This is a genomic window from Streptomyces sp. NPDC091272 (assembly GCF_044757485.1).
Lineage (GTDB): Bacteria > Actinomycetota > Actinomycetes > Streptomycetales > Streptomycetaceae > Streptomyces.
In genome coordinates, this window is sequence record NZ_JBIVVC010000003.1 from 665,693 (window position 1) to 688,821 (window position 23,129).

At 71.2% G+C, this 23,129-nt stretch carries 23 protein-coding genes and 1 tRNA gene; 9 read left to right on the top strand and 15 right to left on the bottom strand.

Going from position 1 to position 23,129, the window contains the following annotated elements:
• Window positions 1-403: 403 nt before the first annotated feature.
• From ACIQM4_RS12290 to ACIQM4_RS12305, 4 genes are all read left to right on the top strand, one after another.
• A complete protein-coding gene (locus tag ACIQM4_RS12290; protein WP_401590158.1) occupies window positions 404-1,636 on the top strand; it encodes a glycosyltransferase in 1,233 nt (410 codons plus the stop codon).
• Between the two features lie 7 nt (window positions 1,637-1,643).
• Window positions 1,644-3,767: an ArnT family glycosyltransferase gene (locus tag ACIQM4_RS12295; RefSeq protein WP_401589700.1), complete on the top strand. Its 2,124-nt coding sequence runs from the start codon at window positions 1,644-1,646 to the stop codon at window positions 3,765-3,767.
• Between the two features lie 120 nt (window positions 3,768-3,887).
• A complete protein-coding gene (locus tag ACIQM4_RS12300; protein WP_401589703.1) occupies window positions 3,888-5,549 on the top strand; it encodes an MFS transporter in 1,662 nt (553 codons plus the stop codon).
• Window positions 5,550-5,631: 82 nt separating this feature from the next.
• Entirely contained in the window at window positions 5,632-6,489 is an 858-nt protein-coding gene (locus ACIQM4_RS12305; RefSeq protein WP_401589705.1) for a TetR/AcrR family transcriptional regulator, read from the top strand.
• Window positions 6,490-6,673: 184 nt separating this feature from the next.
• Here ACIQM4_RS12305 and ACIQM4_RS12310 read toward each other — a convergent pair whose 3' ends face one another.
• The gene (locus ACIQM4_RS12310) at window positions 6,674-7,381 is read right to left on the bottom strand and encodes an STAS domain-containing protein (protein ID WP_401589708.1); all 708 of its coding nucleotides are present in this window, start codon (window positions 7,379-7,381) and stop codon (window positions 6,674-6,676) included.
• Here ACIQM4_RS12310 and ACIQM4_RS12315 point away from each other — a divergent pair.
• Window positions 7,365-8,042: an ANTAR domain-containing protein gene (locus ACIQM4_RS12315; protein ID WP_401589710.1), complete on the top strand. Its 678-nt coding sequence runs from the start codon at window positions 7,365-7,367 to the stop codon at window positions 8,040-8,042. The two genes, ACIQM4_RS12310 and ACIQM4_RS12315, sit on opposite strands and share 17 nt — an antisense overlap.
• A 55-nt stretch (window positions 8,043-8,097) precedes the next feature.
• On the top strand, window positions 8,098-8,925 hold the full coding sequence (locus ACIQM4_RS12320) for a GAF and ANTAR domain-containing protein (protein ID WP_401589713.1): 828 nt from the start codon (window positions 8,098-8,100) through the stop codon (window positions 8,923-8,925).
• Window positions 8,926-9,170: 245 nt separating this feature from the next.
• Here ACIQM4_RS12320 and ACIQM4_RS12325 read toward each other — a convergent pair whose 3' ends face one another.
• The 3 genes from ACIQM4_RS12325 to ACIQM4_RS12335 all read right to left on the bottom strand — a co-directional run bounded on the left by ACIQM4_RS12325 (window position 9,171) and on the right by ACIQM4_RS12335 (window position 13,172).
• Window positions 9,171-9,989 (bottom strand): YceI family protein, encoded by an 819-nt coding sequence (locus ACIQM4_RS12325; protein WP_401589715.1) that lies wholly within the window; start codon window positions 9,987-9,989, stop codon window positions 9,171-9,173.
• Window positions 9,990-10,129: 140 nt separating this feature from the next.
• The gene (locus ACIQM4_RS12330; RefSeq protein WP_401589717.1) at window positions 10,130-12,595 is read right to left on the bottom strand and encodes an MFS transporter; all 2,466 of its coding nucleotides are present in this window, start codon (window positions 12,593-12,595) and stop codon (window positions 10,130-10,132) included.
• A gap of 103 nt (window positions 12,596-12,698) precedes the next feature.
• The gene (locus ACIQM4_RS12335) at window positions 12,699-13,172 is read right to left on the bottom strand and encodes a MarR family winged helix-turn-helix transcriptional regulator (protein ID WP_401589719.1); all 474 of its coding nucleotides are present in this window, start codon (window positions 13,170-13,172) and stop codon (window positions 12,699-12,701) included.
• 236 nt (window positions 13,173-13,408) lie between these two features.
• Between ACIQM4_RS12335 and ACIQM4_RS12340 the strand changes: the two genes are divergently transcribed.
• Window positions 13,409-13,630 (top strand): hypothetical protein, encoded by a 222-nt coding sequence (locus tag ACIQM4_RS12340; protein WP_401589721.1) that lies wholly within the window; start codon window positions 13,409-13,411, stop codon window positions 13,628-13,630.
• Between the two features lie 32 nt (window positions 13,631-13,662).
• Here the strand turns inward: ACIQM4_RS12340 and ACIQM4_RS12345 are convergent, their stop codons facing one another.
• The 9 genes from ACIQM4_RS12345 to ACIQM4_RS12385 form a co-directional block, all read right to left on the bottom strand.
• A complete protein-coding gene (locus ACIQM4_RS12345; RefSeq protein ID WP_401589724.1) occupies window positions 13,663-14,613 on the bottom strand; it encodes a hypothetical protein in 951 nt (316 codons plus the stop codon).
• A gap of 90 nt (window positions 14,614-14,703) precedes the next feature.
• On the bottom strand, window positions 14,704-15,615 hold the full coding sequence (locus ACIQM4_RS12350) for an RNA polymerase sigma factor SigF (protein ID WP_401589726.1): 912 nt from the start codon (window positions 15,613-15,615) through the stop codon (window positions 14,704-14,706).
• Between the two features lie 223 nt (window positions 15,616-15,838).
• Window positions 15,839-16,741: an RNA polymerase sigma factor SigF gene (locus tag ACIQM4_RS12355; RefSeq protein WP_401589728.1), complete on the bottom strand. Its 903-nt coding sequence runs from the start codon at window positions 16,739-16,741 to the stop codon at window positions 15,839-15,841.
• A 264-nt stretch (window positions 16,742-17,005) separates the two neighbouring features.
• Window positions 17,006-17,299 carry a Dabb family protein gene (locus tag ACIQM4_RS12360; RefSeq protein ID WP_401589731.1) on the bottom strand — a complete coding sequence of 98 codons (294 nt, stop codon included), beginning with the start codon at window positions 17,297-17,299 and terminating at the stop codon, window positions 17,006-17,008.
• A 45-nt stretch (window positions 17,300-17,344) separates the two neighbouring features.
• Entirely contained in the window at window positions 17,345-17,506 is a 162-nt protein-coding gene (locus ACIQM4_RS12365) for a hypothetical protein (RefSeq protein ID WP_266651712.1), read from the bottom strand.
• 502 nt (window positions 17,507-18,008) lie between these two features.
• A tRNA-Ser gene (locus ACIQM4_RS12370) sits at window positions 18,009-18,098 on the bottom strand.
• A gap of 80 nt (window positions 18,099-18,178) precedes the next feature.
• Complete coding sequence (gene tadA, locus ACIQM4_RS12375; RefSeq protein ID WP_401590161.1) at window positions 18,179-18,655, bottom strand: tRNA adenosine(34) deaminase TadA; 477 nt, start codon at window positions 18,653-18,655, stop codon at window positions 18,179-18,181.
• Between the two features lie 74 nt (window positions 18,656-18,729).
• Window positions 18,730-19,293: a hypothetical protein gene (locus ACIQM4_RS12380; RefSeq protein ID WP_401589733.1), complete on the bottom strand. Its 564-nt coding sequence runs from the start codon at window positions 19,291-19,293 to the stop codon at window positions 18,730-18,732.
• A 167-nt stretch (window positions 19,294-19,460) separates the two neighbouring features.
• A complete protein-coding gene (locus ACIQM4_RS12385; RefSeq protein ID WP_401589736.1) occupies window positions 19,461-19,676 on the bottom strand; it encodes a hypothetical protein in 216 nt (71 codons plus the stop codon).
• Window positions 19,677-19,796: 120 nt separating this feature from the next.
• Here ACIQM4_RS12385 and upp point away from each other — a divergent pair, with 120 nt between their 5' ends.
• Window positions 19,797-20,432: a uracil phosphoribosyltransferase gene (gene upp, locus ACIQM4_RS12390; protein ID WP_383257276.1), complete on the top strand. Its 636-nt coding sequence runs from the start codon at window positions 19,797-19,799 to the stop codon at window positions 20,430-20,432.
• 1 nt (window position 20,433) lies between these two features.
• Here upp and ACIQM4_RS12395 read toward each other — a convergent pair whose 3' ends face one another.
• A complete protein-coding gene (locus tag ACIQM4_RS12395; protein WP_401589739.1) occupies window positions 20,434-21,078 on the bottom strand; it encodes a LytR C-terminal domain-containing protein in 645 nt (214 codons plus the stop codon).
• A gap of 112 nt (window positions 21,079-21,190) precedes the next feature.
• On the bottom strand, window positions 21,191-21,487 hold the full coding sequence (locus tag ACIQM4_RS12400) for a type II toxin-antitoxin system VapB family antitoxin (protein ID WP_003955420.1): 297 nt from the start codon (window positions 21,485-21,487) through the stop codon (window positions 21,191-21,193).
• An 88-nt stretch (window positions 21,488-21,575) separates the two neighbouring features.
• On the opposite strand from ACIQM4_RS12400, the gene ACIQM4_RS12405 reads away from it, so the two are divergent.
• On the top strand, window positions 21,576-23,120 hold the full coding sequence (locus ACIQM4_RS12405) for a helicase HerA-like domain-containing protein (RefSeq protein WP_401589742.1): 1,545 nt from the start codon (window positions 21,576-21,578) through the stop codon (window positions 23,118-23,120).
• Window positions 23,121-23,129 lie beyond the last annotated feature (9 nt).

Here is a 23,129-nt window from a genome sequence, read left to right on the forward strand (position 1 = left end):
CCGGGACCGACGCGGGCGCGGGCGCGGGTGTGTGGGTAGGTGCGGGGCGGTGGGGGTGGGGCTTGCCTGCGGCGCGGATCCCCTCCCCGCCCCTTCCCGAAACCGCTGGCCGCGGGGCCGGGGGCGGCACGGCGACGCCGGTGGGGGTGGATGTCCGGGGCTGCGCCCCGTGCCCGGCTGCGCCGCGCGTCCTCAAACGCCGGACGGGCTGGATGGGCGCCCCCCCCCGCGCCTCCCCCGACTCACAGCCCTCCCACAGCCCCGTCACACCCTCACGACAGCCGCCTTGACCAGCCTCTTCTTCATGAGGCCATCCAGTGAGAGTTCGCTGCAGGATTCGTCGCAGGCTCCGTCCAGGCGGGCCGGGCCGGCTGGGTTGTCCGCGCTGCCCGCCCGGCGGCCCATGGGCGCCGCAGGTGACGGGGCGCCGTTGCTCGACATCGTCATTCCGGTGCACAACGAGGAACGGGACCTGGAGCCGTGCGTGCGGCGGGTGCGGGCGCATTTGGACGGGAGCTTTCCCTATCCCTTCCGGATCACCGTCGCGGACAACGCCAGCACGGACGCGACGCCCGCCGTCGCCGCCCGGCTCGCCCGGGAGCTGCCCGACGTCGCATGGGTGCGGATGGGGGAGAAGGGGCGGGGGCGGGCCCTGCGGGCGGTGTGGGAGGCGTCGGACGCGCCCGTGCTCGCCTACATGGACGTAGACCTGTCGACGGACCTGAACGCGTTGCTGCCGTTGGTGGCGCCGCTGGTCTCCGGACATTCGGACCTGGCGATCGGGACCCGGCTGGCGGGCGGCTCGCGGGTGGTGCGCGGGCCGCGCCGGGAGTTCGTGTCGCGGACGTACAACCTCATCCTTCGGTCCTCGCTGGCCGCCAGGTTCACCGACGCCCAGTGCGGGTTCAAGGCGATACGCGCCGATGTCGCACGGCGGCTGCTGCCGATGGTGGAGGACACCGGGTGGTTCTTCGACACCGAGATGCTGGTGCTGGCGGAACGCGCCGGGCTGCGCATCCACGAGGTGCCCGTCGACTGGGTCGACGACCCCGAGTCGAGCGTACGGATCGTCCGTACCGCCGTCGACGACCTCAAGGGGGTCTGGCGGGTGGGGCGCGCGCTCGCCGTCGGCGCGCTGCCGCTCGACCGGCTGGCCCGGCCGTTCGGGGACGACCCGAGGGATCGCGAAATCGCTGCCGTTCCGCGGGGGTTGGCGCGGCAGTTGATCGGGTTCTGTGCGGTGGGCGTGCTCAGCACGCTGCTGTACCTGGGGCTGTACGCCGCCGTGCGCACCTTCGCTGGGCCGCAACTCTCCAACGTGGTGGCCCTGCTGGTGTCCGCCCTCGCCAACACCGCCGCCAACCGCCGCTTCACCTTCCGGGTGCGCGGGCGCCGCCGCGCGGTCAGGCAACAGGCCCAGGGACTGGTCGTCTTCGCCATCGGACTGGCCCTGACCAGCGGCTCCCTGGCCGCGCTCACCTCCGCGACCGGGGCCCCCTCGGCGCACAGCGAGCTCGCCGTCCTCGTGGCCGCCAACCTCGCCGCCACCGTCCTGCGCTTCCTGCTGCTGCGCGCCTGGGTCTTCCCCGAGGCGCCGGCCACGGCGGAAGCGTTCCCCCATGCCGAGAAGAGCTGAAGTTCCCATGAAACCAACGCAGTTCGTCCGGGCAGGCATGCCGAGGATCAGGCCGGGGCTCGTCGTCCTGCTCCTCGCCACCGCCGGCCTCTACCTGTGGAACCTCAGTTCCTCCGGTTACGCCAACTCCTTCTACTCCGCCGCCGTCCAGGCCGGCTCCGAGAGCTGGAAGGCCTTCTTCTTCGGCTCGTCCGACGCCGCGAACTCCATCACCGTCGACAAGCCCCCGGCCGCGCTGTGGCCGATGGCGCTGTCCGTACGGCTCTTCGGGCTCGGCTCGTGGCAGATCCTCGTACCCGAGGTACTGATGGGCGTGGGCACCGTCGCCGTGCTGTACGCGGCGGTCCGCCGGCGCTTCTCGTACGGCGCCGGGCTTCTCGCCGGTGCGGTGCTCGCGCTCACACCCGTCGCCGCGCTGATGTTCCGCTTCAACAACCCGGACGCGCTGCTCGCCCTGCTGATGACCGTCACCGTGTACTGCGTGCTGCGCGCGCTGGAGGACGCGCGGACGAAGTGGCTGGTGTGGGCGGGCGTCGCGGTCGGCCTCGCGTTCCTGACCAAGACCCTCCAGGCGTTCCTCATCCTGCCGCCGCTGGCCGTGCTGTACGCGGTCTGTGCGCCCACCGGGGTCGGCCGCCGTTTCGGGCAACTCGCGCTTGCGGGCCTGGCGTTGGTCGTTTCCGGCGGGTGGTGGGTCGCACTCGTCGAGCTGTGGCCCGCGGGTTCGCGCCCGTACATCGGCGGCTCCCAGACCAACTCCTTCCTGGAGCTCACCTTCGGCTACAACGGGCTCGGCCGGATCAACGGCGACGAGGCCGGCAGCGTGGGCGGCGGAGGCGGACCCGGCGGCGGAGGTGGCGGGGGTGGCATGTGGGGCGAATCCGGGATCTTCCGGATGTTCGGTGCGAGCGTGGGCGGCCAGATCTCCTGGCTGCTGCCCGCCGCGCTGATCCTGCTGGTGGCGGGGCTCGTGGTGACCTGGAAGGCGCGCCGTACCGACACCGCGCGCATCGCGTTCCTCGCCTGGGGCGGGGCGCTGCTCGTGACCGCCGGCGTCTTCAGTTTCATGGCGGGGATCTTCCACGAGTACTACACGGTGGCCCTCGCCCCGTACGTCGCCGCCCTGGTCGGCATGGGGGCGAGTGTCCTGTGGGAGGAGCGGCGCAGCCCGGCGGCCGCACTCACGCTGGCCACGACGGTGGGCGTGACGGCGTACTGGGCGTACGTCCTGCTCGGCCGCACCCCGGACCATCTCCCCTGGCTGGGCGGGGCGGTGCTCGGCGGGGGCGTGCTCGCCGCGCTCGGGCTCCTGGCCGGCGGGCTGCTGCCGGGGCGGTACGCGGAACGGCCGGTGCTGCGGTACGTCGCCGTGGGCGCGGCCGGTCTCGGCCTCGCCACCGCCCTCGCGGGCCCGGCGGCGTACGCGGCGCAGACGGTCGGCACCGGACACTCCGGCTCGATCGTGACGGCCGGGCCGTCCACCAGGGGCGGCGGCGGGCCGGGAGGCGTGCGCTTCGGAGGCGGCGAGCGCCCCGGCCGGTGGACGGGCACCGGCAACGGACCGCCGGGCGCGGGGGGCGGCCGTGGCGCGCCGGGTGGGCCCGGTGGGCCGGGCGGCACCGCCCCCGGTGCACAGTCCGCGCCCACCGCTCCCGGTGCACAGTCCGCGCCCACCGGCCCTGGCGGACAGTCCGCCCCCGGCGGGCAGCGTGGTGGCCTGGAAGGTGCTGGTGGAGGCGCCCCCATGAACGGCCTCCTCGACGGCCAACGTGTCGACCCCGCCGTCCAGGCACTGATCGGCGCACACGCCGACGACTACACCTGGGCCGCCGCCGCCATCGGCTCCCAGAACGCCGCCAGCTACCAACTCGCGACCCGTAAGCCCGTGATGGCCATCGGCGGTTTCAACGGGAGCGACCCGTCGCCGACCCTTGCCGCGTTCCAGACGTACGTACGCCAAGGGAAGATCCACTACTTCCTCGCAAGCGGCGCGAGCGGCGCGGGCGGGCGCGGTGGCGGGCCGGGCGGCGGCAACAGCAGCACCCTCACCACCTGGGTCGAGGCCAGCTTCGCCAAGGTGTCCGTGGCCGGGACCACCCTCTACGACCTGACGAAACCGCTCACGAGGTAGCGAAGCAGCGAGGTAGCGAAGCTGCGAGGTAGCTAGCAGCGAGAGCAACTCGCTTTACGGCGTACAAGGGACCCCTCTACGGTGTATAGCCAATAGCTATACACCGTAGAGGGGTTTCCCATGACGTCGTCGTCATCGCCAACCGCCGCAAGCACACCGCCCGGTGCCGGAACGCCCGGTGCCGGAACGCCCGGTGCCGGAACACCCGGTGCCGGAACACCCGGAGCCGGAACATCCGATGCCGGGACACAGCGCCATCCGCAGCGCTGGCTGGTCCTCGGGGTCATCTGTCTCGCCCAGCTCACCGTGCTGCTCGACAACACCGTCCTGAACGTCGCCGTCCCCTCCCTCACCACCGAGCTCCACGCGACCGGGGCGGACGTCCAGTGGATGATCAACGCCTACTCGCTCGTCCAGTCCGGGCTGCTGCTCACCGCGGGCAGCTCCGCCGACCGGTACGGCCGCAAGAAGATGCTGCTGGCCGGGCTCGCGCTGTTCGGCGCCGGGTCACTGGCCGCCGGACTCGCCCAGTCACCCGGCCAGTTGATCGCCGCACGCGCCGGGATGGGTGTGGGCGGGGCGCTGCTCATGACGACCACCCTGGCCGTCGTCGTCCAGATCTTCGCCGAGGACGAGCGGGTCAGGGCGATCGGGCTGTGGGCGACCGTCAGCTCCCTCGGGGTCGCCACCGGCCCGCTGGTCGGCGGGTTCGTGCTCGACCACTTCTGGTGGGGAGCGATCTTCCTCGTCAACATCCCGGTCGCGCTGCTCGCGCTGGTCGCGGTCGCCGCCCTCGTACCGGAGTCGAAGAGTCCGGCGGGGGGCCGGCCCGATGTGCCCGGGGCGTTGCTCTCGACCCTCGGCATGTCGTCGGTCGTGTACGCGATCATCTCCGGCCCCGAGCACGGCTGGACGTCTGCCGGGGTGCTCCTCGCGGCGGGCGCCGGGGTGGTCGTGCTGGCCCTGTTCGTGGGGTGGGAGCTGCGGATTCCGTATCCGATGCTCGATCTGCGCTTTTTCCGCGACGAGCGCTTCGTCGGAGCCGTCGCGGGGTCGATCCTGGTGACCTTCGGGATGGCGGGTTCGCTCTACCTGCTCACCCAGCACCTCCAGTTCGTGCTGGGGTACGGGCCGTTGGAGGCGGGCCTGCGGACGGCCCCGCTGGCGGTCACCGTCGTCGTACTGAACGTGGCGGGGGCGGGCGCACGACTGCTGCCCAGGCTGGGGACCCCGGTGACGATCGCCTTCGGCATGGCGCTGATCGCGGCCGGTCCTGCGGTGATCGGCTGCCTCGGGAGCGAGAGTTACCCGTGGACGCTGGTGGGGCTCGTGGTGATGGGAGCGGGCATCGCGCTCGCGGGGCCCGCCATGGCCGCCGCCATCATGAGCGCCATCCCGCCGGAGAAGGCGGGGGTCGGCGCCGGAATCAACGGGATGCTCGGCGAGTTCGGCAACGGACTCGGGGTGGCGGTCCTGGGCGCCGTGCTGACCTCCCGCTTCGCCGCACTCTTCCCGGCGGCGGCCGGCGCGGTGTCACTGCCGGCGGCGATGGCGGCAGCGGACGGCGCGCAGGAGCGTGCACGCATCCGTCACGCCTTCGCCTCCGCCCTGCAGAGCGGCCAACTGGTGGGGGCCGCGGCGGTACTGGCGGGGGGCCTGCTCGCCGCGGTGCTGCTGCGCCGCGCGGAGGCGCGCGGCGACCGGCCCGGCCGAGCGGGCGCGGACCCGCAACAGGTGCCGGACCAGCGGAATCCGTCCTGCGCACCCGTACCGCCCGGGTAGTCCTCGGCATACCATCGGGCGGGACGAACCGGAACAACACGGTCCGTCCCGCCCGACGGAGCAGAACCGAGGAGTGTGTCCCATGGTGCCCGCGGCCGACCGCGTCAACAAGCCTGGACAGAGCAGTGTGTGGCTGGACGCGAGGACGCCGCGGAGCGGTGGCGGCACGGGGCGGGCGGGTGCGGGGGGCGGTGGCGCCGGCGGGGGTACGGGAGCTGGGGGCGCGGGCGGACGCAGGGCCGAGTCGGCCGCGGCCGGGCTGGACCGGGAGAAGATCACCGTCGTGACCGTCGCGCTCCTCGACGCCGAGGGTCTGGCCAAGTTCTCCATGCGCAGGCTCGCCGCCGAGCTGAACGTCACCGCCATGTCCGTCTACTGGTACGTCGCCACCAAGGACGACCTCCTCGAACTCGCCCTCGACCGGGTGGTCGGCGAGCTGGCGCTGCCCGACCCCGAGGACGGCTCCGACTGGCGCGGACAGCTGCGCCGGCTCGCCCAGAGCTACCGGGAGATGCTGGTCGGCCACCCGTGGGCGGCCTCGCTGATGAGCCGCTTCCTCAACATCGGGCCGAACATGATGCGCTTCTCCACCGCCTCGCTGGGGCTGATGGCCAGGAGCGGGCTGCCGCTGGAGCGGCAGGGCGGCGCGATCGCGGCGGTCTTCCAGTTCGTGTACGGGTATGCCAACAGCGAGGGCCAGTTCCACCGCAGGGCGGCCGACCTCGGCCTGAGCGCGGACGAGTTCTACCAGCAGGCGATGGGGACGATCGCGGGGGAGATCGAGTCCTCCGAACTGTTCCGCAGGTCCACCGAGGTGATGGAGGCACGCGGCGGCGACACGGTGGCCGAGATGTACGGCCGCGACTTCGAAGTGGCACTCGACGTCCTGGTCGCGGGCATCGAGGCGATGAGTTCGGGGGGCGGAGGGAGCGACGTGTAGCGGGTGGGGGGCGCAGGGCAAGCCGCGCGGCGGCTGCGGGCGCGGACAGGCGGCCGGGTGCCCCCGCGGCGGCTGCGGGCGGACAGGCGGCCGGGTGCCCCGCTGCGGCTACGGACCGACACGTGGCCGGCCGCCCCCGCGGCGCGCTACGGGCGGACACGCGGCCCAGTGCCCCGCGAGGCCGTTACGGCATTCCCAGCGTGTCCGTGCCCCGTACCGCCTCCGCCACCGTCGCGTAGACGGGGACGTCACGGCGGGTTCCGGTCAGGGTGATCACCCGTCGGACCACCCCGTCCTCCTCCGCCGCGAGCCGCACCGCGACGCCGGACTCCTGGGCGTACTCCCGTGTGGCGGAGATCAGCCGGGCGCCGCGGCTGTCGGTGAAGGTCGTACCGGTGAAGTCCAGCACCAGGACGTCGAGGAGGCCGCGGCGCAGGTCCACGGCTTCGAGCACGGCCCCGTACAGCTCCTCGCAGTTGGAGATGTCGATTTCTCTCGGCATCGCGAGGAGCGTGCAGCGCGGCGCGTTCGGACGTTCCGGGAGATCACAGGGGGTCAGACGGAAGGGCACAGCTGTCACCTGTCCGATGCCGACGGCAACCGGTGCGCGTCGTGTTCGGTGGGGCCGCTTCCTGACCGGGTCCTCCATTGGACCACGCGCGCGGCGACCGGGTCGAGTGGACGACCGGAAGGGGACGGAAGCTTTGCGCGGAGGGCCGGGCTTGTCCGATCCCCACATGATCCCCGCCCGATTGCTTCGCCGCAGGACAGGAGCGGATAGAGTCTGTTCGTCCTTTGCTCGCAGTCGGGAATGTGCTGCGGAGCTCTCCCGGGCACGGTCGCGTCCTTGGCCGTGCACGCCGAAGAGGTTCGTGGTGACTGCGTCCGACATTCCAGAAATTCCGTATGCCCAGGTCGATTTCAGACTTGCCGAGGCACTGGCCTCCGCTGCGCTGAAACTGCACGAGACCGCGGGGCGTGAGGAGACCGCGCGGGCCGCGGTCCGCCTCGCGCGCGACATGGTCCCCGGCGCCGACCACGCGAGCCTCTCGGTCGTCGAGCGCTCCGGCAAGGTCCGTACCCTCGCCACCACCCTGCCGCAGCGCTGCGAAACCGCCTGCCCGGACGCCGATGACGGCGGGTCGCCGCCCGTTCCCGGCGACGAACTGTGGGAGACGCCGGTCTCCCGGGTCGCCGACGACGCGGGCGGGTCCGCGCTGTTCCTGCGGCTGCGCGGCCATCAGAGCCGGTTCAGCGTGCTCGGTCTGTACGCGGCGAAGCCGCACGCCTTCGCGGACGAGGAGCCGGTACGGGTCGGCAGGCTGCTCGCCGGGTACATCGGCATCGCCTTGGAGACGGCCGACGTGCAGGAGCAGCTCCAGGAGGCCATGCAGACCCGCGACGTGATCGGCCAGGCCACCGGTCTGCTGATGGGACGGCTGAACATCGACGCCGTACAGGCCTTCGACCGCCTGGTGCGTGCCTCGCAGAAGGGCAACGTCAAGCTGCGCGACATCGCGTCACGCATTGTGGATGCCTCAGCGACCGAATGACGACCGTGCGTGAGGAAACGGCGTTTGTGGCGCGATCCGGGGCACTCGCGAAGGTATGACCGACACGACTGACGTAGGTGCCGGGCCGGGACGCAGCAGTCGCTCCGGCGCCGGGATCGGCGCTGGACTCAACGGCTTCGACCTGCGGACGATGCACGACGCCCTCACCGATTGGAGGGGACTCGACTCCTTCCTCCAGGAGCTGACGGTGCAAGCCGTGCGGGCCGTGGAGAGCGCGGACTCGTGCAGCGTCACGATGCGCAGGGGCGGGCGGCTGGTGACGACCGCGAGCAGCGACAGCGAGGCGCTGCTGCTCGACGCCATGCAGTACGAGGTCGAGGCCGGTCCCTGCGTGTGCAGTCTGGAGAACGGGGTCGAGGAGTACGTCGCCGACATGCGGCGCGAGCAGCGCTGGGGGCCCTATCCGGGGCTCGCGGCGGCGCAGGGCATCCGGTCGGTGTTCGCGGCCCCGCTGTCGCTGCAGGCGAGGCCGGCGACCTCGCTGCCGACGGAGCAGGTGCGGCGGCACACGGTGGGGGCGCTGAACCTCTACTCGCAGCGGCCGGAGGCGTTCCGCGAGGAGCGGGAGATCGCCCGCCGCTTCTCCGAGCAGGCGGCCGGGGCGGTCGCGGTCGCCGAACGCATCGAGCGGGAGTCGGAGGCGGCGCGGGACCTGCGGACGGCGATGGAGTCGAGATTCGTGATCGACCAGGCGATCGGGATCGTGATGGCCAGGCAGCGGTGCCCCGCGGAGGACGCCCTGGTGATACTCAGGCGGGCGTCGCAGGGCCGGAACGTCAAGCTTCGGGAGCTGTGCAGGGAGCTGGTGCAGCAGACGGGGGGAAAGCCGCCGCAGCCGGGGGGGTTCGTGCAGCGGGGGTAGGCGTGGGCCGGGTGAGGAGGGGGCGGCTCCGCGTGGGGGCCGCCCCCTTGCCCGCCCGTTCCGCCCCCCGGGGGCGGCCCCGCCGCCCAAGGAAGCGGCGGGGGGTGGCTGGGCGCGGCCCCGCCGCCCGAGGGAGCGGGCGGGGGGTGGCTGGGCGCGGTCCCGCCGCCCAAGGGAGCATCATGGACGGCGGCAGCGATGCCTGAGTCGAGCCAGTGGCTGGCCGACGAGGGCCCCAGAGAGGGTCAGGGCTGGGGGAGGGCGTCGCCCTGGACGGCCTGGATGTCGAGTTCTACCCGCAGGGTGGCGCCGATCGCCGAGATGCCGGCCTGGACCACCTGGTTGTAGTTCATCGCGAAGTCGTCGCGGCGCAGGTCGGCCGTCGCGCGGAAGGCCGCCCGTACCCCGCCCCACGGGTCGGGGCCGGTGCCCAGGTAGCTGAGGTCGAGGTCGACCTCCCGGACCACGCCGTGCAGCGACAGCTCGCCCTTGACCGTCCAGCGGTCGGGCCCGGCCGGCACCAGGCCGGAGCTGCGGTAGGTGATCTGCGGGTGCGTCTGCACGTCCAGGAAGTCGGGCGACTTCAGGTGTCCGTCGCGCATCGCGTTGCCGGTGTCGATCGTCTCCGCCGAGATGACCGCCTCGACGCGTGACTTCTCCACGTCCTGCGCGATCTCGATCCGTCCGCCGAAGTCCGTGAACCGGCCGCGCACGCTGGAGATGCCCAGGTGCTGGGCGACCGCGCCAACCGACGAGTGCACGGGGTCGATCGTCCACGCGCCCGGGGGCGGCAGTTCCACACCGCCCTGGCGGGTCAGCACCACGTTGCCCGCGTCGATCCGGCCGGCCGCCGTGACCAGTGCGGTCGAGGCGACGGGCGCGTAGCCGACGGCGGTCACGATGACCGTGTACGGGCCGGGAGCCAGCGTCGCCGCGTCCACCACGGCCCCGTCCCCGTCCGCCGCGGCCCGCAGCACCTGCGAACCCGTCATGTCGGTGACGGTCACGACGGCGTGCTGCACGGCCCAGCCGTCCCGGGTCCGTACCTGTGCGCGAAGTCCCATACCGATACCTGCCCTGCTTCTTTCTCGTACCTACGAACAAAAAGAGGGGGGCGGCAGGCCGTCCCCTGCCTGCCGCCCCCTCGACTCCGCCGCCGGGGCGCGCCTCCGCTCGAAACGCGCCCCGGGTCAGGAGGTCTGTACTACTCGCCCGGGTGGGCGAGCTCGATGTCGTGCGCGTCCACGCCGCGCCCCGCCACCGTCAGGTTGCCCGCCATCGGGGGGTAGCCGGTCGCGATGACCGTGTACTCGCCGGCGTCCAGGTCGGTGAAGGCGTACGCGCCGTCCTCACCGGTCGTGGAGGTGGAGACCACATTGCCCGCCGCGTCCATGATCGTGACGCGGGCGTCCGGCAGCGGCCGCCGTGCGGCGCCGGCCCGGACGGTGCCCTGGACCAGCGCGCCGGCCTGGAGGACCGCCTCGACGCGGGTGATGCCCGTGCCGCCGATCTCCACCGGAAGTGCCATCGGCCGGAACCCGGCCGCGTTGACCGCGATGGTCACCGGTCCGGGGACCAGCTCGCCGAAGGCGAACTCGCCGCTGACGCCGGACTTGCCGGTGGCCAGGACGTCGCCGCGCACGTCGGTCACGATGACCATCGCGTCGGCGACCCCGGTCCCGTCGGCCGCGCTGCGCACCGCGCCGCTGAGACCGCTGGTGCCCGAGAGCAGGATGTCGTACGCCATCGGCTCGTCCCCGACGGTGACCGTCGAGGCCTGTGGCTGGAAGCCGTCGGCGGAGGCGATCAGTACGTACGAGCCGGCGGCCGGTGCGTCCAGGGCGTAGCGACCGTCGGGCTGGGCCACCGAGCGGCCGAGCTGACGCCCCGCGAGGGAGATCAGCGTGACCGCCGCGCCGCGCACCGAGACACCTTCGGCGGTACGGACGACGCCGTGCAGGGTGCGTCCGGTGGGCGGGGTGGTGGGAAGCGGCTGGGTCACGGGTGCCTCCTCGTGGGCCGGGGCCGCGCCGGACGTGCCCTCTGCCGGGGTCTCCGACGGGACGGTGGCGGCGGTCGGGGCCGCGGAGCCGTCGTTGGAGGACTTCAGGGCGACCTCCTTGACGAACAGCACCAGCAGCAGGGCGACCAGGGCGAAGGGCGCCGCGTACAGGAAGACGTCCGCGATGCCGTTGCCGTACGCGCTCTCCATCACCTTGCGGATCGGGGCGGGCAGGGCGTCCATGTCGGGGATGCCGCCGCCGGAGCCGCCGGCCGGGGCCTTGATGCCCAGGGCGGCCATGCCGTCCTCGGCGTAGTGCGAGATACGGGTGGCCATGACCGCGCCGAGCGCGGAGACGCCGATCGCGCCGCCGAGGGTGCGGGTGAAGGCGACCAGGGAGCTCGCCGCGCCGAGCTCCTGCGGCTTGACCTGGTTCTGGGTGGCGAGGACCAGGTTCTGCATCATCATGCCGAGACCCAGGCCCAGGACCGCCATGTAGATGGCGACCTGCCAGTACTCGGTGTCGTACGCCATCGTCGAGAGCAGACCGAGGCCCGCCGTCAGACCGACGGCGCCGCCGACCAGGAAGCCCTTCCAGCGGCCGGTCTTGGTGATGATCGCACCGGAGACCGTGGAGGAGAGGAACAGACCGGCGATCATCGGGATCGTCATGACGCCGGACATCGTCGGCGACTTGTCCCGGGCGAGCTGGAAGTACTGGCTCAGGAAGACCGTCGAACCGAACATCGCGACACCGACGAACAGGCTCGCCGCGGCGGTCAGCGCGATGGTGCGGTTGCGGAAGAAGCGCAGCGGGATGAGCGGCTCGCCGACCTTGGACTCGATGGCCACGAAGATGATGCCGAGCACGATCGAGCCGCCGACCATGACGTAGGTCTGCCACGAGTTCCAGGCGTAGTTGTCGCCCGCGAGGGTGACCCAGATCATCAGCAGCGAGGCCGAGGCGGCCAGGAAGAACGCGCCGAACCAGTCGATCTTGACCTTGCGCTTGACGACCGGGAGGTGCAGCGTCTTCTGCAGGATGATCAGGGCGATGGCCGCGAACGGCACGCCCACGTAGAAGCACCAGCGCCAGCCGAGCCACGAGGTGTCGGTGATGACACCGCCGAGCAGCGGGCCGCCGACGGTGGCCACCGCGAAGGTGGCGCCGATGTAGCCGGAGTACCGGCCGCGCTCGCGCGGCGGGATCATCGCGGCGATGACGATCTGGGTCAGTGCGACCAGACCGCCGGTGCCGACGCCCTGGAGCACGCGCAGGCCGATGAGCATCCCGGTGTTCTGCGAGAGTCCGGCCAGTGCCGAGGCCACCACGAAGATGATCAGGGATATCTGGACCAGCAGCTTCTTGCTGAACAGGTCGGCGAGCTTGCCCCAGATGGGGGTGGTGACCGCCATCGACAGCATGGCGGCGGTGACGACCCAGGTGTACGCGCTCTGGGTGCCGTCGAGGTCGCGGATGATCTCCGGAAGGGCGTTCGACACGATCGTCGACGACAGCATCGCGACGAACATGCCGAGCAGGAGGCCCGCGAGGGCTTCCATGATCTGGCGGTGTGTCATCGGAGCGGCACTGTCGGAGGCAGGGGCCGAGGGGGCCCCGTGCTTGGCGTGGCCGCCCCGCACACCGGGAGGTGTGGTCGTAGCCAATTGAATCCTTGTCCTTTTCGCTTACGCGGGTGTTGCGGGTGGTGCGGAAGTCATGAGTGCGCTGCCCCCGGGCGAGTACCCCGCCGGAGGTGACTGTCCCGCCCTACGGGGCGAGTGCGCCGCAGTCGTGCTGCGCGGGCGTCCAGGAACGGCAGTCGCCGAAACTGTCGCGCAGCCGGGCGAGCATCGTGTTCAGCTGCCCGACCTCGTCGTCGGACCAGTCCTCAAGGGTGTGTGCGAGGACTTCGGTGGTGCGCAGGGAAAGCTCGTCCAGGACGGCTTCCCCCTCGGTCGTGAGGCGGAGGATGCGCGAGCGCTTGTCACCCGGGTCGGGCGAGCGCACGATCCAGCCGCGTTCTGCGACATGGGCGACATGTCGACTTGTAACCGAGATGTCGATGGCCATGAGCTCGGCGAGACGGCTGAGCCGCATTTCGCCGTGGCGTGCGAGGAGGGTGATCACTGCCGCGGAACCCGGTGGGCACTCGACGGGCAGAATGCGCGCCAGACCTCTCTTCACGGCGCCGATGGCACTGAGCTGGCGGGCCAGTTCCTCGTACTGACTCTTGGCTGCCACAGCACCTCCCAGAACAGCTGCACAGCTTGGTACCGCTGTTATCTTGTTGCTTTAGGCAACCATATGACTAGATGGTTGCTTCAGACAAATTAATTTCGGGCCTCTGGGGCAAAGGAATCCAAAAGGCTCGTCGATCGGCCGGTCAAGGGAGCCGCGGGGGCGTGTAAAGCCGCAGCTCAGTACATATGGGCGCTTGGGGTGTCGCCGAGGGGCCCACCTTCGCTAGGGTCTCGCGCATGGCACACAACCCCCACGCCCCCCAGGGCCAAGGTCCCGAGGGCAGCTACGACCCGGCGGGCAGCACCCAGATGTTCCGTGCGTTCGTGGACGAGGAGCCCGCGCAGCAGGGCCGCTCGCAGCCGGCCGCGCAGGCGTCGGGCCCGAAGACCGGCCTGATCGTCGCCGTTGTCGCCGTCGTGATCGTCCTGGCCGCGGTGGCCTGGCTCGCGCTCGGCTAGCACCCGCCCGCTCCTCGTCACGTCCCCTGTCCCTACTTCCAGGTGGCGGTGACCCGCCGGGTTTCCACGTGCATTCCCAGCGGCACCCGCCAGGCATCCACACAGACGGTGTACGTCGCACTCCTGGTCGCTCCCGGCCCGATGGATCCGGGCAGCGGCTGGGAGGACGTACGCGTCCCCCAGTCGACGCCGAGCGCCCCGATGATGTGCGTCGCGAACGTGACGGTGCCCGAACGCACCGCCGTACCACCGGAGTTGCGCAGCGACACGGTCACCTTCTCGCACCACCGCCGGTCCGCCTTCGCGCGCACCGGTGAACCCACGGCGAGTGCGGCGGGGCCGGGCGGCCGGGGCTTCGGCGGCGCCGGCTTCGGCGGGGCGGGCTCCGAGGGCTTCGACGGGGGCGGTCCGGACTGCGGCGGCCTCGCGCCGGACGCCCCTCCGGCGCTGCCCGCGGGCGCGCCTCCGGTCGACCCGTCGCCCCCAGGGGTACGGGAGGGCTGCCCGCCGGCTCCGGAACCGGACCCCGAGGACGTACCGGCCACGGACCCCGGCGCGGACTCCCCGGGCACGGTGGAGCCGGGCGCGGTGGAGCCGGCTCCGGCAGATCCGGCTGTGGCAGAAGTGGATCCGGCAGAAGTGGATCCGGCAGAGGCGGATCCGGGAGCAGTGGATCCGGCAGAGGCAGCTCCGGCAGAGCCGGCCACGGCTCCGGTGGAACCCGGTGTGCCTGCGGGATCGGCCGGATCCGCCCCCGAACTGCCCGCATCGCCGCGGGAGTTGGTAGAGGTCGGGTCGAGCGGTACCAGCTCGACCTTCCCCTCGGGCGGTACGGCCTTCGTCGGCGCCCCCTCGGGCCCCGCCCCGGCCGCTCCCACCGCGACGAATCCCTTGTCGGACCCGCCCTCGCCCCCGAGGGCGAGCCAGCCGCCCAGGCACAGTGCGACCGCACCGGCCCCTACCGCCACACCCTGACATCGCATCGCGCCAGTCTGGCTGACGACCCGTCAAATGACCAGAGTGAGCCTGGACTTGGGCAGCAGCGCGGGGATCGGTCGGCGATCAGTCGGCGATCAGTCGGCGATCAGCCCTTCCCTGAGCTGCGAGAGGGTGCGGGTGAGCAGCCGCGAGACGTGCATCTGGGAGATGCCGACCTCCTCGCCGATCTGCGACTGCGTCATGTTCGCGAAGAACCGCAGCATGATGATCTGGCGTTCGCGCGGCGGGAGTTTGGCCAGCAGCGGCTTGAGCGACTCGCGGTACTCCACGCCTTCCAGGGCGGTGTCCTCATACCCGAGGCGGTCCGCGAGGGAGCCCTCGCCACCGTCGTCCTCGGGGGAGGGGGAGTCCAGCGAGGAGGCCGTGTACGCGTTCCCGACGGCGAGGCCGTCGACCACGTCCTCCTCGGACACGCCCAGTACGGCGGCGAGTTCGGGCACGGTGGGCGAGCGGTCCAGCTTCTGTGCGAGCTCGTCACTGGCCTTGGTGAGGGCCAGGCGCAGCTCCTGGAGCCGGCGCGGCACCCGCACCGACCACGAGGTGTCGCGGAAGAAGCGCTTGATCTCACCGACGACGGTCGGCATGGCGAAGGTCGGGAACTCCACGCCGCGTCCGCAGTCGAAGCGGTCGATCGCCTTGATCAGGCCGATGGTGCCGACCTGGACGATGTCCTCCATCGGCTCGTTGCGCGACCTGAACCGCGCGGCGGCGTACCGCACGAGCGGGAGGTTGAGCTCGATGAGGGTGTCACGGACGTACGTGCGCTCCGGGCTGCCCTTGTCGAGGACGGCGAGCCGCAGGAACAGGGAGCGGGACAGCGTGCGGGTGTCGAGTGCTTCCGGCTGGGTGACGATCGGCGGCGCCGAGGCGGCGGGAGCCTGGTCGGGCACGGGCTGGACCGGAATCGCGGGGATCACCGGTGCACGGTCGAGCATGTCGGGCGCATCCTTGATGAGCACCTTCGAACTGCCCTGTTCTACGGACATGCCACCCCCTCTTAGGGTCGCGGACGGTAGCGGCGGACGCTTCCCGTCGGAGGAAGCAGCCTCCACCTGAATACCGGCGGCGGAGGTGCTGCAAACGCGGTTCCAGCAGAATGTCACATGTCGGCAACGCGCTGTAGCGTCAAGTCGACAAATACATGCAGGAAAGAGGGGGTGTGGGGCTTTTCTTCCCCCCACAGGTTCCAGCTGGTTCTACCCGTGAGGATTACGCCTCGATCCGATTTGCGGATCGCAGTCGCGCGAAGCTCCTGGCAAGCAGCCGGGACACATGCATCTGGGAAACTCCCAGCTCGGCACTGATCTGGGACTGCGTCAGGTTGCTGTAGTAGCGCAGCATCAGGATCCGCTGCTCGCGCTCGGGGAGCTGGACGAGGAGGTGCCTGACCAGGTCCCGGTGCTCGACCCCGGCCAGCGCCGGGTCCTCGTACCCCAGGCGGTCGAGCAGGCCCGGCAGGCCGTCGCCCTCCTGGGCCGCCTCCAGGGAGGTCGCGTGGTAGCTGCGCCCCGCCTCGATGCAGGCCAGCACCTCCTCCTCGGTGATCTTGAGGCGGTCGGCGATCTCGGCGGTGGTGGGGGAGCGGCCGTGGGCGGTGGTGAGGTCCTCGGTGGCGCCGTTGACCTGTACCCACAGCTCGTGCAGACGGCGGGGTACGTGCACGGTGCGGACGTTGTCGCGGAAGTAGCGCTTGATCTCGCCGACGACGGTCGGCATCGCGAAGGTGGGGAACTGGACGCCGCGGTCCGGGTCGAACCGGTCGATCGCGTTGATCAGGCCGATCGTGCCGACCTGGACGACGTCCTCCATCGGCTCGTTGCGGGACCGGAAGCGGGCGGCGGCGTACCGCACGAGCGGGAGGTTGGCCTCGATGAGCGCGGCCCGCACCCGGGAGTGCTCCCCGCAGCCGGGGGTCAGCCCCTTGAGCTGGCTGAACAGCACCTGGGTGAGGGCCCGGGTGTCGGCGCCCCTGGTGCGGGCCGCGGGGGTGCCGGGGACGCGCTCGGGGGTCTCGACGAGCGGGGGCTCCTGGAGCGGCGCTTCCTGGGCTGGCGCACCCTCGGGCGAGGTCCCCTGCTGGGGCGGCGCTTGCGGAGCAGTACTGGCCGGCACAGTCGCCACCCCTTTTTCGGTCGCTATCTGGACACTTCGCTTAACTCGTCTGTCAAAAGCGGTCATAGCATCACAAGACATGTGCACTGTGTGCAAGCACCGTATAGCGCCGTGTTGAGGGCAAGTTGGGGCATAGGCATACAAAAACCCCGCATCGAAGAGATGCGGGGCCGGGCGTTTCTTCCGCTCTGAAAATACGTTTCTGCAACACCCGGCGGGCGCGGCGCACGCTTTGCGGCGGGCCCGTCGGGCGGCGGACGCGAACTAGAAGGGGTAGTCCGCGATGACCCAGGTGGCGAACTCGCGCCACTGTCCGGCGGCGGCCTGGTGGGCCGGGTGCTCGATGTAGCGCTTCAGGGAATCGGCGTCCGCGACGGCCGAGTTGATGGCGAAGTCGTAGGCGATGGGGCGGTCCGTGATGTTCCAGGCGCACTCCCAGAACTCCAGCTCGGGCACGAGGTCCGCGAGCTCGGCGAACGCCTTGGCGCCTGCCTGCACGCGCTCCTCGTCACGGGAGACGCCTTCGTTGAGCTTGAAGAGGACCAGATGGCGGATCACGGGGCACTCCTGGGGGAAGAGGAGCGGCCTTGTCGGGCGTACGGGCTACTTCACGAGGTTGGTCATGAACGAGCCGATCCCCTTGGCCGCGTCGGACAGGCCCTGGAAGCCTAGCCCGACCATGTTGGCCGCCTTCTCGGGGGAGGTGATGATCGTGTACAGCACAAAAACGACCACGATGTAGAGAATGGCCTTCTTGATGTCCACGCCCAGACCCTCCCCTGTGGTCCGCCGAGCAGTCGCGAGAGTCTAACCGTACGAACGGGCAACTCGAGTGGCGGAACGCGCGCACTCACCTGCCCGTCCGGGGACCTGCCGGAGATCTTCACGCACGCATTGAGGACCAACGGCCCGCCCCTGCGGGTCTTTCGCCGGAGTTGCGGCGCTTGCGGGGGGAGCAGGATGGGACATGAGCCCGGAGGGATCTGGCAGGAATCCACCCGGGCGAGGAACGGGACCTCACTGCGGGGTCCGCGCCGCATTGCTCCCCCGACAGCGGCCGGACTTCGAGGACCGTTCTCATCGGGGGAAGCGGCTTGTCCCCCCGATGCCGCTTCCCCCGTCCTCACCGTTTCGGGCGCTCCAGGAACAGCAGCAGCCCCGGCCTCTCCCAAGGCCGGGGCTGCTGCCTTTTCCCGTACCCCGCGTCACTCGCGTCGCGGGGAGGAATAAAGAAAGCCCCTCCGGTCTCCCGGAGGGGCTTCTTCGATGGCGGTAGCGGTGGGATTTGAACCCACGGATAGCTTGCACCATCACACGCTTTCGAGGCGTGCTCCTTAGGCCACTCGGACACGCTACCGAGACAGAGTCTAGCCCACCGGAGGCAGTGCTCCGAAACCGATAACCGCAGCTCCGGTCAGCGGTCCCGCGCGAGCTCCGTCAGCGGTCCGGCGCGAGGCTCCGGGGCGGGTCCTGCGGAAGGTCCGGCCGGCGGGTCCGGAAGAACGCCGTCAGCTGGGCCGCGCACTCGTCCTCCCGTACGCCGGAGATCACCTCGGGCCGGTGGTTGAGCCGCCGGTCCCGTACGAGGTCCCAGAGCGAGCCCGCCGCCCCGGCCTTCTCGTCGCGCGCCCCGTAGACCACCCGCTCCACGCGGGACTGGACGATGGCGCCCGCGCACATCGTGCACGGCTCCAGGGTGACCACCAGTGTGCAGCCCCGTAGCCGCCACTCCCCGAGCTTCGCGGCGCCCCGGCGGATCGCCAGGACCTCGGCGTGCGCCGTCGGGTCGCCGTGCAGCTCGCGTTCGTTGTGCCCGGTGGCCAGGAGCTCACCGGCCGGGGACAGCAGGACGGCGCCGACCGGCACGTCGCCGGACTCCGCCGCCGCAGCAGCCTCGGACAGGGCGTGCGTCATGGCCGCGCGCCACGGATCCCGTACGGGGTCGTACGGTCCGGGGCCCGCGGCGTCGGACGGTGGAACCTCCTCCACTAGCGCACGGCCTCCAGGATCTCCGCGGCCCCCAGTGCGTCGGCGATGTCCGACAGCGCTTCGCTGCCGAGCGCCAGGAGCTCCTTCTCCGTCATGCCCAGATCGGCCAGGACCTGCCGGTCACCGGCGGGGCCCGCCGCGACGGGGCCCGCCTGCGCGGGGACCAGGGAGGTTTCCCCGGTCTCCGCCCCGGCCCCCGGCGCCGCGGCGTCCGGGGTGTCGCTCTCGCCGTCCTCGGTGCCGTCGAGGTCCAGCGCGTCCAGGTCGGCGACGGGATCTTCCCCGTCGGTGCCGAGCAGCTCGTTGGTGAGGATCTCTCCGTACGAGGAGCGGGCGGCGGCGGCTGCGTCGGAGACGTAGATCCGCGGGTCCTCCAGCTCCTCCACGCGGACGACGCCGAACCAGGCGTCCTCCTGCTCGATGAAGACGAGGACGATGTCGTCGTCGGCCGAGCCCTCGCGGGCCAGTTCGACGAGGTCCGACAAGGTCTCCACGTCGTCGAGCTCCGTGTCGCTCGCTTCCCATCCGTCTTCGGTGCGCGCGAGCAGTGCGGCGAAGTACACCGTGACTCTCCCACTGGTCAGAGGTGACGATTCAGCGGTGCTCAGAAGGCCCCGCCCACTCGGAATCGTGGCAGAAACCTCGGCCGAGCGAGAGGTCTTCCGCGCTTGCGTCGTGCATCAGTCCGGAGGGTGAGGTGTGCGCGGGGGCGTACGAGGGGGTCGTCCGGCTACCAACGGAAGGTCCGCATCCGCATCTGCTGGCGCATTCTGGCCGCTCGGGCCCGCCGCGGCTGGACGCGGTCACGCAGCTCCTTGGCCTCGTTCAGTTCGCGCAGGAACTGGGCGCGTCGCCTTCGGCGCGCCGCGTCGCTCTCCTGCGCCCGCTGCTCCTGAGAGTCCTGCTCGGCGCGGGCGGTGTCCTGTTCCGGCTGCTGCTGCGTCATGGACCGCACCGTCCTGATGAGGCGTGATTGGTATGTCTTCACCTTCCCTGTGGTTGCCGGGATGATGCGAGCGGGGGCCGCGCCGGGCACACGCCGGGCACGCCCGGTTACTGTGGAAACATGCGGATACACGTCGTCGACCACCCGCTGGTGGCGCACAAACTCACCACGCTGCGCGACAAGCGCACCGATTCCCCCACCTTCCGGCGCCTCGCCGACGAGCTGGTCACCCTGCTCGCGTACGAGGCCACCCGGGACGTGCGCACCGAGCAGGTCGACATCGAGACGCCGGTCACCCCGACCACGGGTGTCAAGCTGTCCCACCCGCGCCCCCTGGTCGTGCCGATCCTGCGGGCAGGTCTGGGCATGCTCGACGGCATGGTGCGGCTGCTGCCGACGGCCGAGGTGGGCTTCCTCGGCATGATCCGCAACGAGGAGACCCTCCAGGCGGAGACGTACGCCACCCGGATGCCGGAGGACCTCTCCGGCCGTCAGGTGTACGTCCTCGACCCGATGCTGGCCACCGGCGGCACGCTGGTGGCGGCCATCAGGGAGCTCATCAAGCGCGGCGCGGACGACGTCACCGCGGTCGTGCTGCTCGCCGCGCCGGAGGGCGTGGAGGTCATGGAGCGCGAGCTGGCGGGGGCGCCGGTGACCGTGGTGACCGCCTCGGTCGACGAGCGGCTCAACGAGAACGGCTACATCGTGCCGGGCCTGGGCGACGCGGGCGACCGGATGTACGGCACCGCGGAGTAGCTCAGCACTTGGCGCCGGAGGGCGCGGGCACGGGCCTGGTCAGGGCGACCAGGGCCTGGTCCGCGCTCTTCTTCGTGTCCAGGGACTTGAAGCCGTTGCCGATGATGAGGTCGACCTCCTGCCCGCCGCGGGTGTCCGCCTTCTTCTCGGCGCCCTTCAACTGGGTGCCCAGGACCGGGAGCTCCGCCGCGAGGGACCTGGGCGCACCGACCAGCAGCCCGGGGCCCTTGATCTTCTTCTCGTACTCCTCGGGCGCGTTGTCGACCTTGACGACCTGGAAGCCGCGCTTCTTGAGCTCGTCCCCGACCTGCTTGGCGAGGCCGCTGCGGCCGGTCGCGTTGAAGACGTTGACCTTCACCGCGGACGGCTTCGGGACACCCTTCGCGTCCTTCGCAGGAACGGCCGGGGCCGCGGACGCCGCGGGCTTGCAGTCGGGCCGTTTGCCACCGGCCACGGTCTTCTTCCCGCCGCCGGTGAAGACGTCGATGAGCTGCACCGTTCCCCAGCCGGCCAGGCTGAGCGCGGCGACGGACGCCACCGCCAGGAGGATGATCCGGCGGCGGCGGTGGGGGCGGCGCATCCGGGGATAGGCGTTACCCGTGATGCGGTACTTTCCGCCCATGCCGGGGGGAGTCAGCATGCTCATGGGCGCAGCGTAGTGCCGACCAGGTCGGTTGCGTACTAAATGATCAACCAATGGGTCAACGACCGACCCGAAAGGGCCAACGAGACACCCGGCTGCCGTGCGGGCCCCCGGGTCAGCCCAGTTCGAGGACGCGTGCGTGCAGCACCTGGCGCTGCTGGAGCGCGGCGCGGACCGCGCGGTGCAGTCCGTCCTCCAGATAGAGGTCGCCCTGCCACTTCACGACGTGCGCGAAGAGGTCGCCGTAGAAGGTGGAGTCCTCGGCGAGGAGGGTCTCCAGGTCCAGCTGGCCCTTGGTGGTGACGAGCTGATCGAGGCGGACCGGGCGCGGCGCGACATCTGCCCACTGCCGGGTGCTTTCCCGGCCGTGGTCGGGGTACGGCCGGCCGTTTCCGATGCGCTTGAAGATCACACGGAAAGCCTACCGGGGAAGGTGCTCCGGGCGCAGCCATGAGGGAGGGATGCAAAGGTCGTATTCAGCGCCAGAACGGGAGCAAACGATGAGCGGAAGTACCCCCTCCGGTGACCCGGGCAGTGCTGCGGGTGCCGAGGCGACGGCCATCGCGGGCGGATACGCCTTCACCGGGCCCGCGCTGGATCTCGGTGCGCTGCTGTGGGACGGGGTCTGCCTGCCCCAGGCGCAGATCCGCGTCCCGCTCGCCGTGCTCAACCGGCACGGACTCGTCGCGGGGGCGACCGGCACCGGGAAGACGAAGACGCTGCAACTGATCGCCGAGCAGCTGTCGGCCCAGGGCGTGCCCGTCTTCCTCGCCGACATCAAGGGAGACGTGTCCGGCGTCTCGGCGCCCGGCGAGGAGAACGAGAAGGTACGGGAGCGGGCGGCGTCCGTCGGGCAGGACTGGACCGCCACCGGGTATCCGTGCGAGTTCTACGCGCTGGGCGGGACCGGCCCCGGCATTCCGCTGCGGGCGACGGTCACCAGCTTCGGTCCCGTACTGCTGTCGAAGGTGCTCCAGCTCAACCAGACGCAGGAGCAGTCGCTCGGACTGATCTTCCACTACGCGGACTCGAAGGGTCTGGAGCTGGTGGACCTGAAGGACCTGCGCGCGGTCGTCGCCTTTCTCACCTCCGACGTGGGCAAACCCGAGCTGAAGGGGATCGGCGGCCTTTCGACGGTGACCGCCGGGGTCATCCTGCGGGCGCTGACCGCCTTCGAGCAGCAGGGCGCGGGAGAGTTCTTCGGTGAGCCCGAGTTCGACACCAACGAGCTGCTGCGGCAGGCGCCGGACGGGCGGGGGCTGGTGTCGGTGCTGGAGCTGGCCGCCGTGCAGCGCAGCCCGCAGCTCTTCTCGACCTTCCTGATGTGGCTGCTCGCGGACCTCTTCCACGACCTGCCCGAGGTCGGTGACCTGGACCGGCCGAAGCTCGTCTTCTTCTTCGACGAGGCGCACCTGCTGTTCAACGGGGCGTCGAAGGCGTTCCTTGAGGCGATCACGCAGACCGTGCGGCTGATCCGCTCGAAGGGGGTCGGGGTCTTCTTCGTGACACAGACCCCGAAGGACGTGCCCGCCGATGTGCTGGCCCAGCTGGGAAACCGGGTGCAGCACGCGCTGCGGGCGTTCACGCCCGACGACGCGAAGGCACTGAAGGCGACCGTGCGGACCTTCCCGCACTCGCCGTACGACCTGGAGGAGGTACTGACCGGACTCGGGACGGGCGAGGCGGTCGTCACGGTGCTGAACGAGCAGGGTGCGCCGACGCCGGTGGCGGCGACCCGGCTGCGCGCGCCCCGGTCGCTGATGGGGCCCGTCGGTGACGAGGCACTGGAGCGGGCGGTCAAGGCCTCGCTGCTGTACGGGCGGTACGCGGAGGCGGTCGACCGGGAGTCGGCGTACGAGAAGCTGCAGGCCCCCGCTCCGGCGGCGGTGCCCGAGCCCGCCGCCGCGCCGGAGAAGTCCGACCCCTCGCTGGTGGAGCAGGTGGTCGGGAGCGGGATGTTCAAGTCGCTCGCCCGGTCGATCGGGACCCAGCTGGGCCGCGAGATCAGCCGCTCCATCTTCGGGACCTCGCGCAGGCGCCGGTGAGTTCTCGGT

Bases quoted from the DNA above. Each gene is read 5' to 3' on its own strand.
- ACIQM4_RS12290 (WP_401590158.1), top strand. From the start codon at position 404: ATGGGCGCCGCAGGTGACGGGGCGCCGTTGCTCGACATCGTCATTCCG.
- ACIQM4_RS12295 (WP_401589700.1), top strand. From the start codon at position 1,644: ATGAAACCAACGCAGTTCGTCCGGGCAGGCATGCCGAGGATCAGGCCG.
- ACIQM4_RS12300 (WP_401589703.1), top strand. From the start codon at position 3,888: ATGACGTCGTCGTCATCGCCAACCGCCGCAAGCACACCGCCCGGTGCC.
- ACIQM4_RS12305 (WP_401589705.1), top strand. From the start codon at position 5,632: ATGGTGCCCGCGGCCGACCGCGTCAACAAGCCTGGACAGAGCAGTGTG.
- ACIQM4_RS12310 (WP_401589708.1), bottom strand. From the start codon at position 7,381: ATGTCGGACGCAGTCACCACGAACCTCTTCGGCGTGCACGGCCAAGGA.
- ACIQM4_RS12320 (WP_401589713.1), top strand. From the start codon at position 8,098: ATGACCGACACGACTGACGTAGGTGCCGGGCCGGGACGCAGCAGTCGC.
- ACIQM4_RS12325 (WP_401589715.1), bottom strand. From the start codon at position 9,989: ATGGGACTTCGCGCACAGGTACGGACCCGGGACGGCTGGGCCGTGCAG.
- ACIQM4_RS12340 (WP_401589721.1), top strand. From the start codon at position 13,409: ATGGCACACAACCCCCACGCCCCCCAGGGCCAAGGTCCCGAGGGCAGC.
- ACIQM4_RS12345 (WP_401589724.1), bottom strand. From the start codon at position 14,613: ATGCGATGTCAGGGTGTGGCGGTAGGGGCCGGTGCGGTCGCACTGTGC.
- ACIQM4_RS12350 (WP_401589726.1), bottom strand. From the start codon at position 15,615: ATGTCCGTAGAACAGGGCAGTTCGAAGGTGCTCATCAAGGATGCGCCC.
- tadA (WP_401590161.1), bottom strand. From the start codon at position 18,655: ATGACGCACGCCCTGTCCGAGGCTGCTGCGGCGGCGGAGTCCGGCGAC.
- ACIQM4_RS12385 (WP_401589736.1), bottom strand. From the start codon at position 19,676: ATGACGCAGCAGCAGCCGGAACAGGACACCGCCCGCGCCGAGCAGGAC.
- upp (WP_383257276.1), top strand. From the start codon at position 19,797: ATGCGGATACACGTCGTCGACCACCCGCTGGTGGCGCACAAACTCACC.
- ACIQM4_RS12395 (WP_401589739.1), bottom strand. From the start codon at position 21,078: ATGAGCATGCTGACTCCCCCCGGCATGGGCGGAAAGTACCGCATCACG.
- ACIQM4_RS12405 (WP_401589742.1), top strand. From the start codon at position 21,576: ATGAGCGGAAGTACCCCCTCCGGTGACCCGGGCAGTGCTGCGGGTGCC.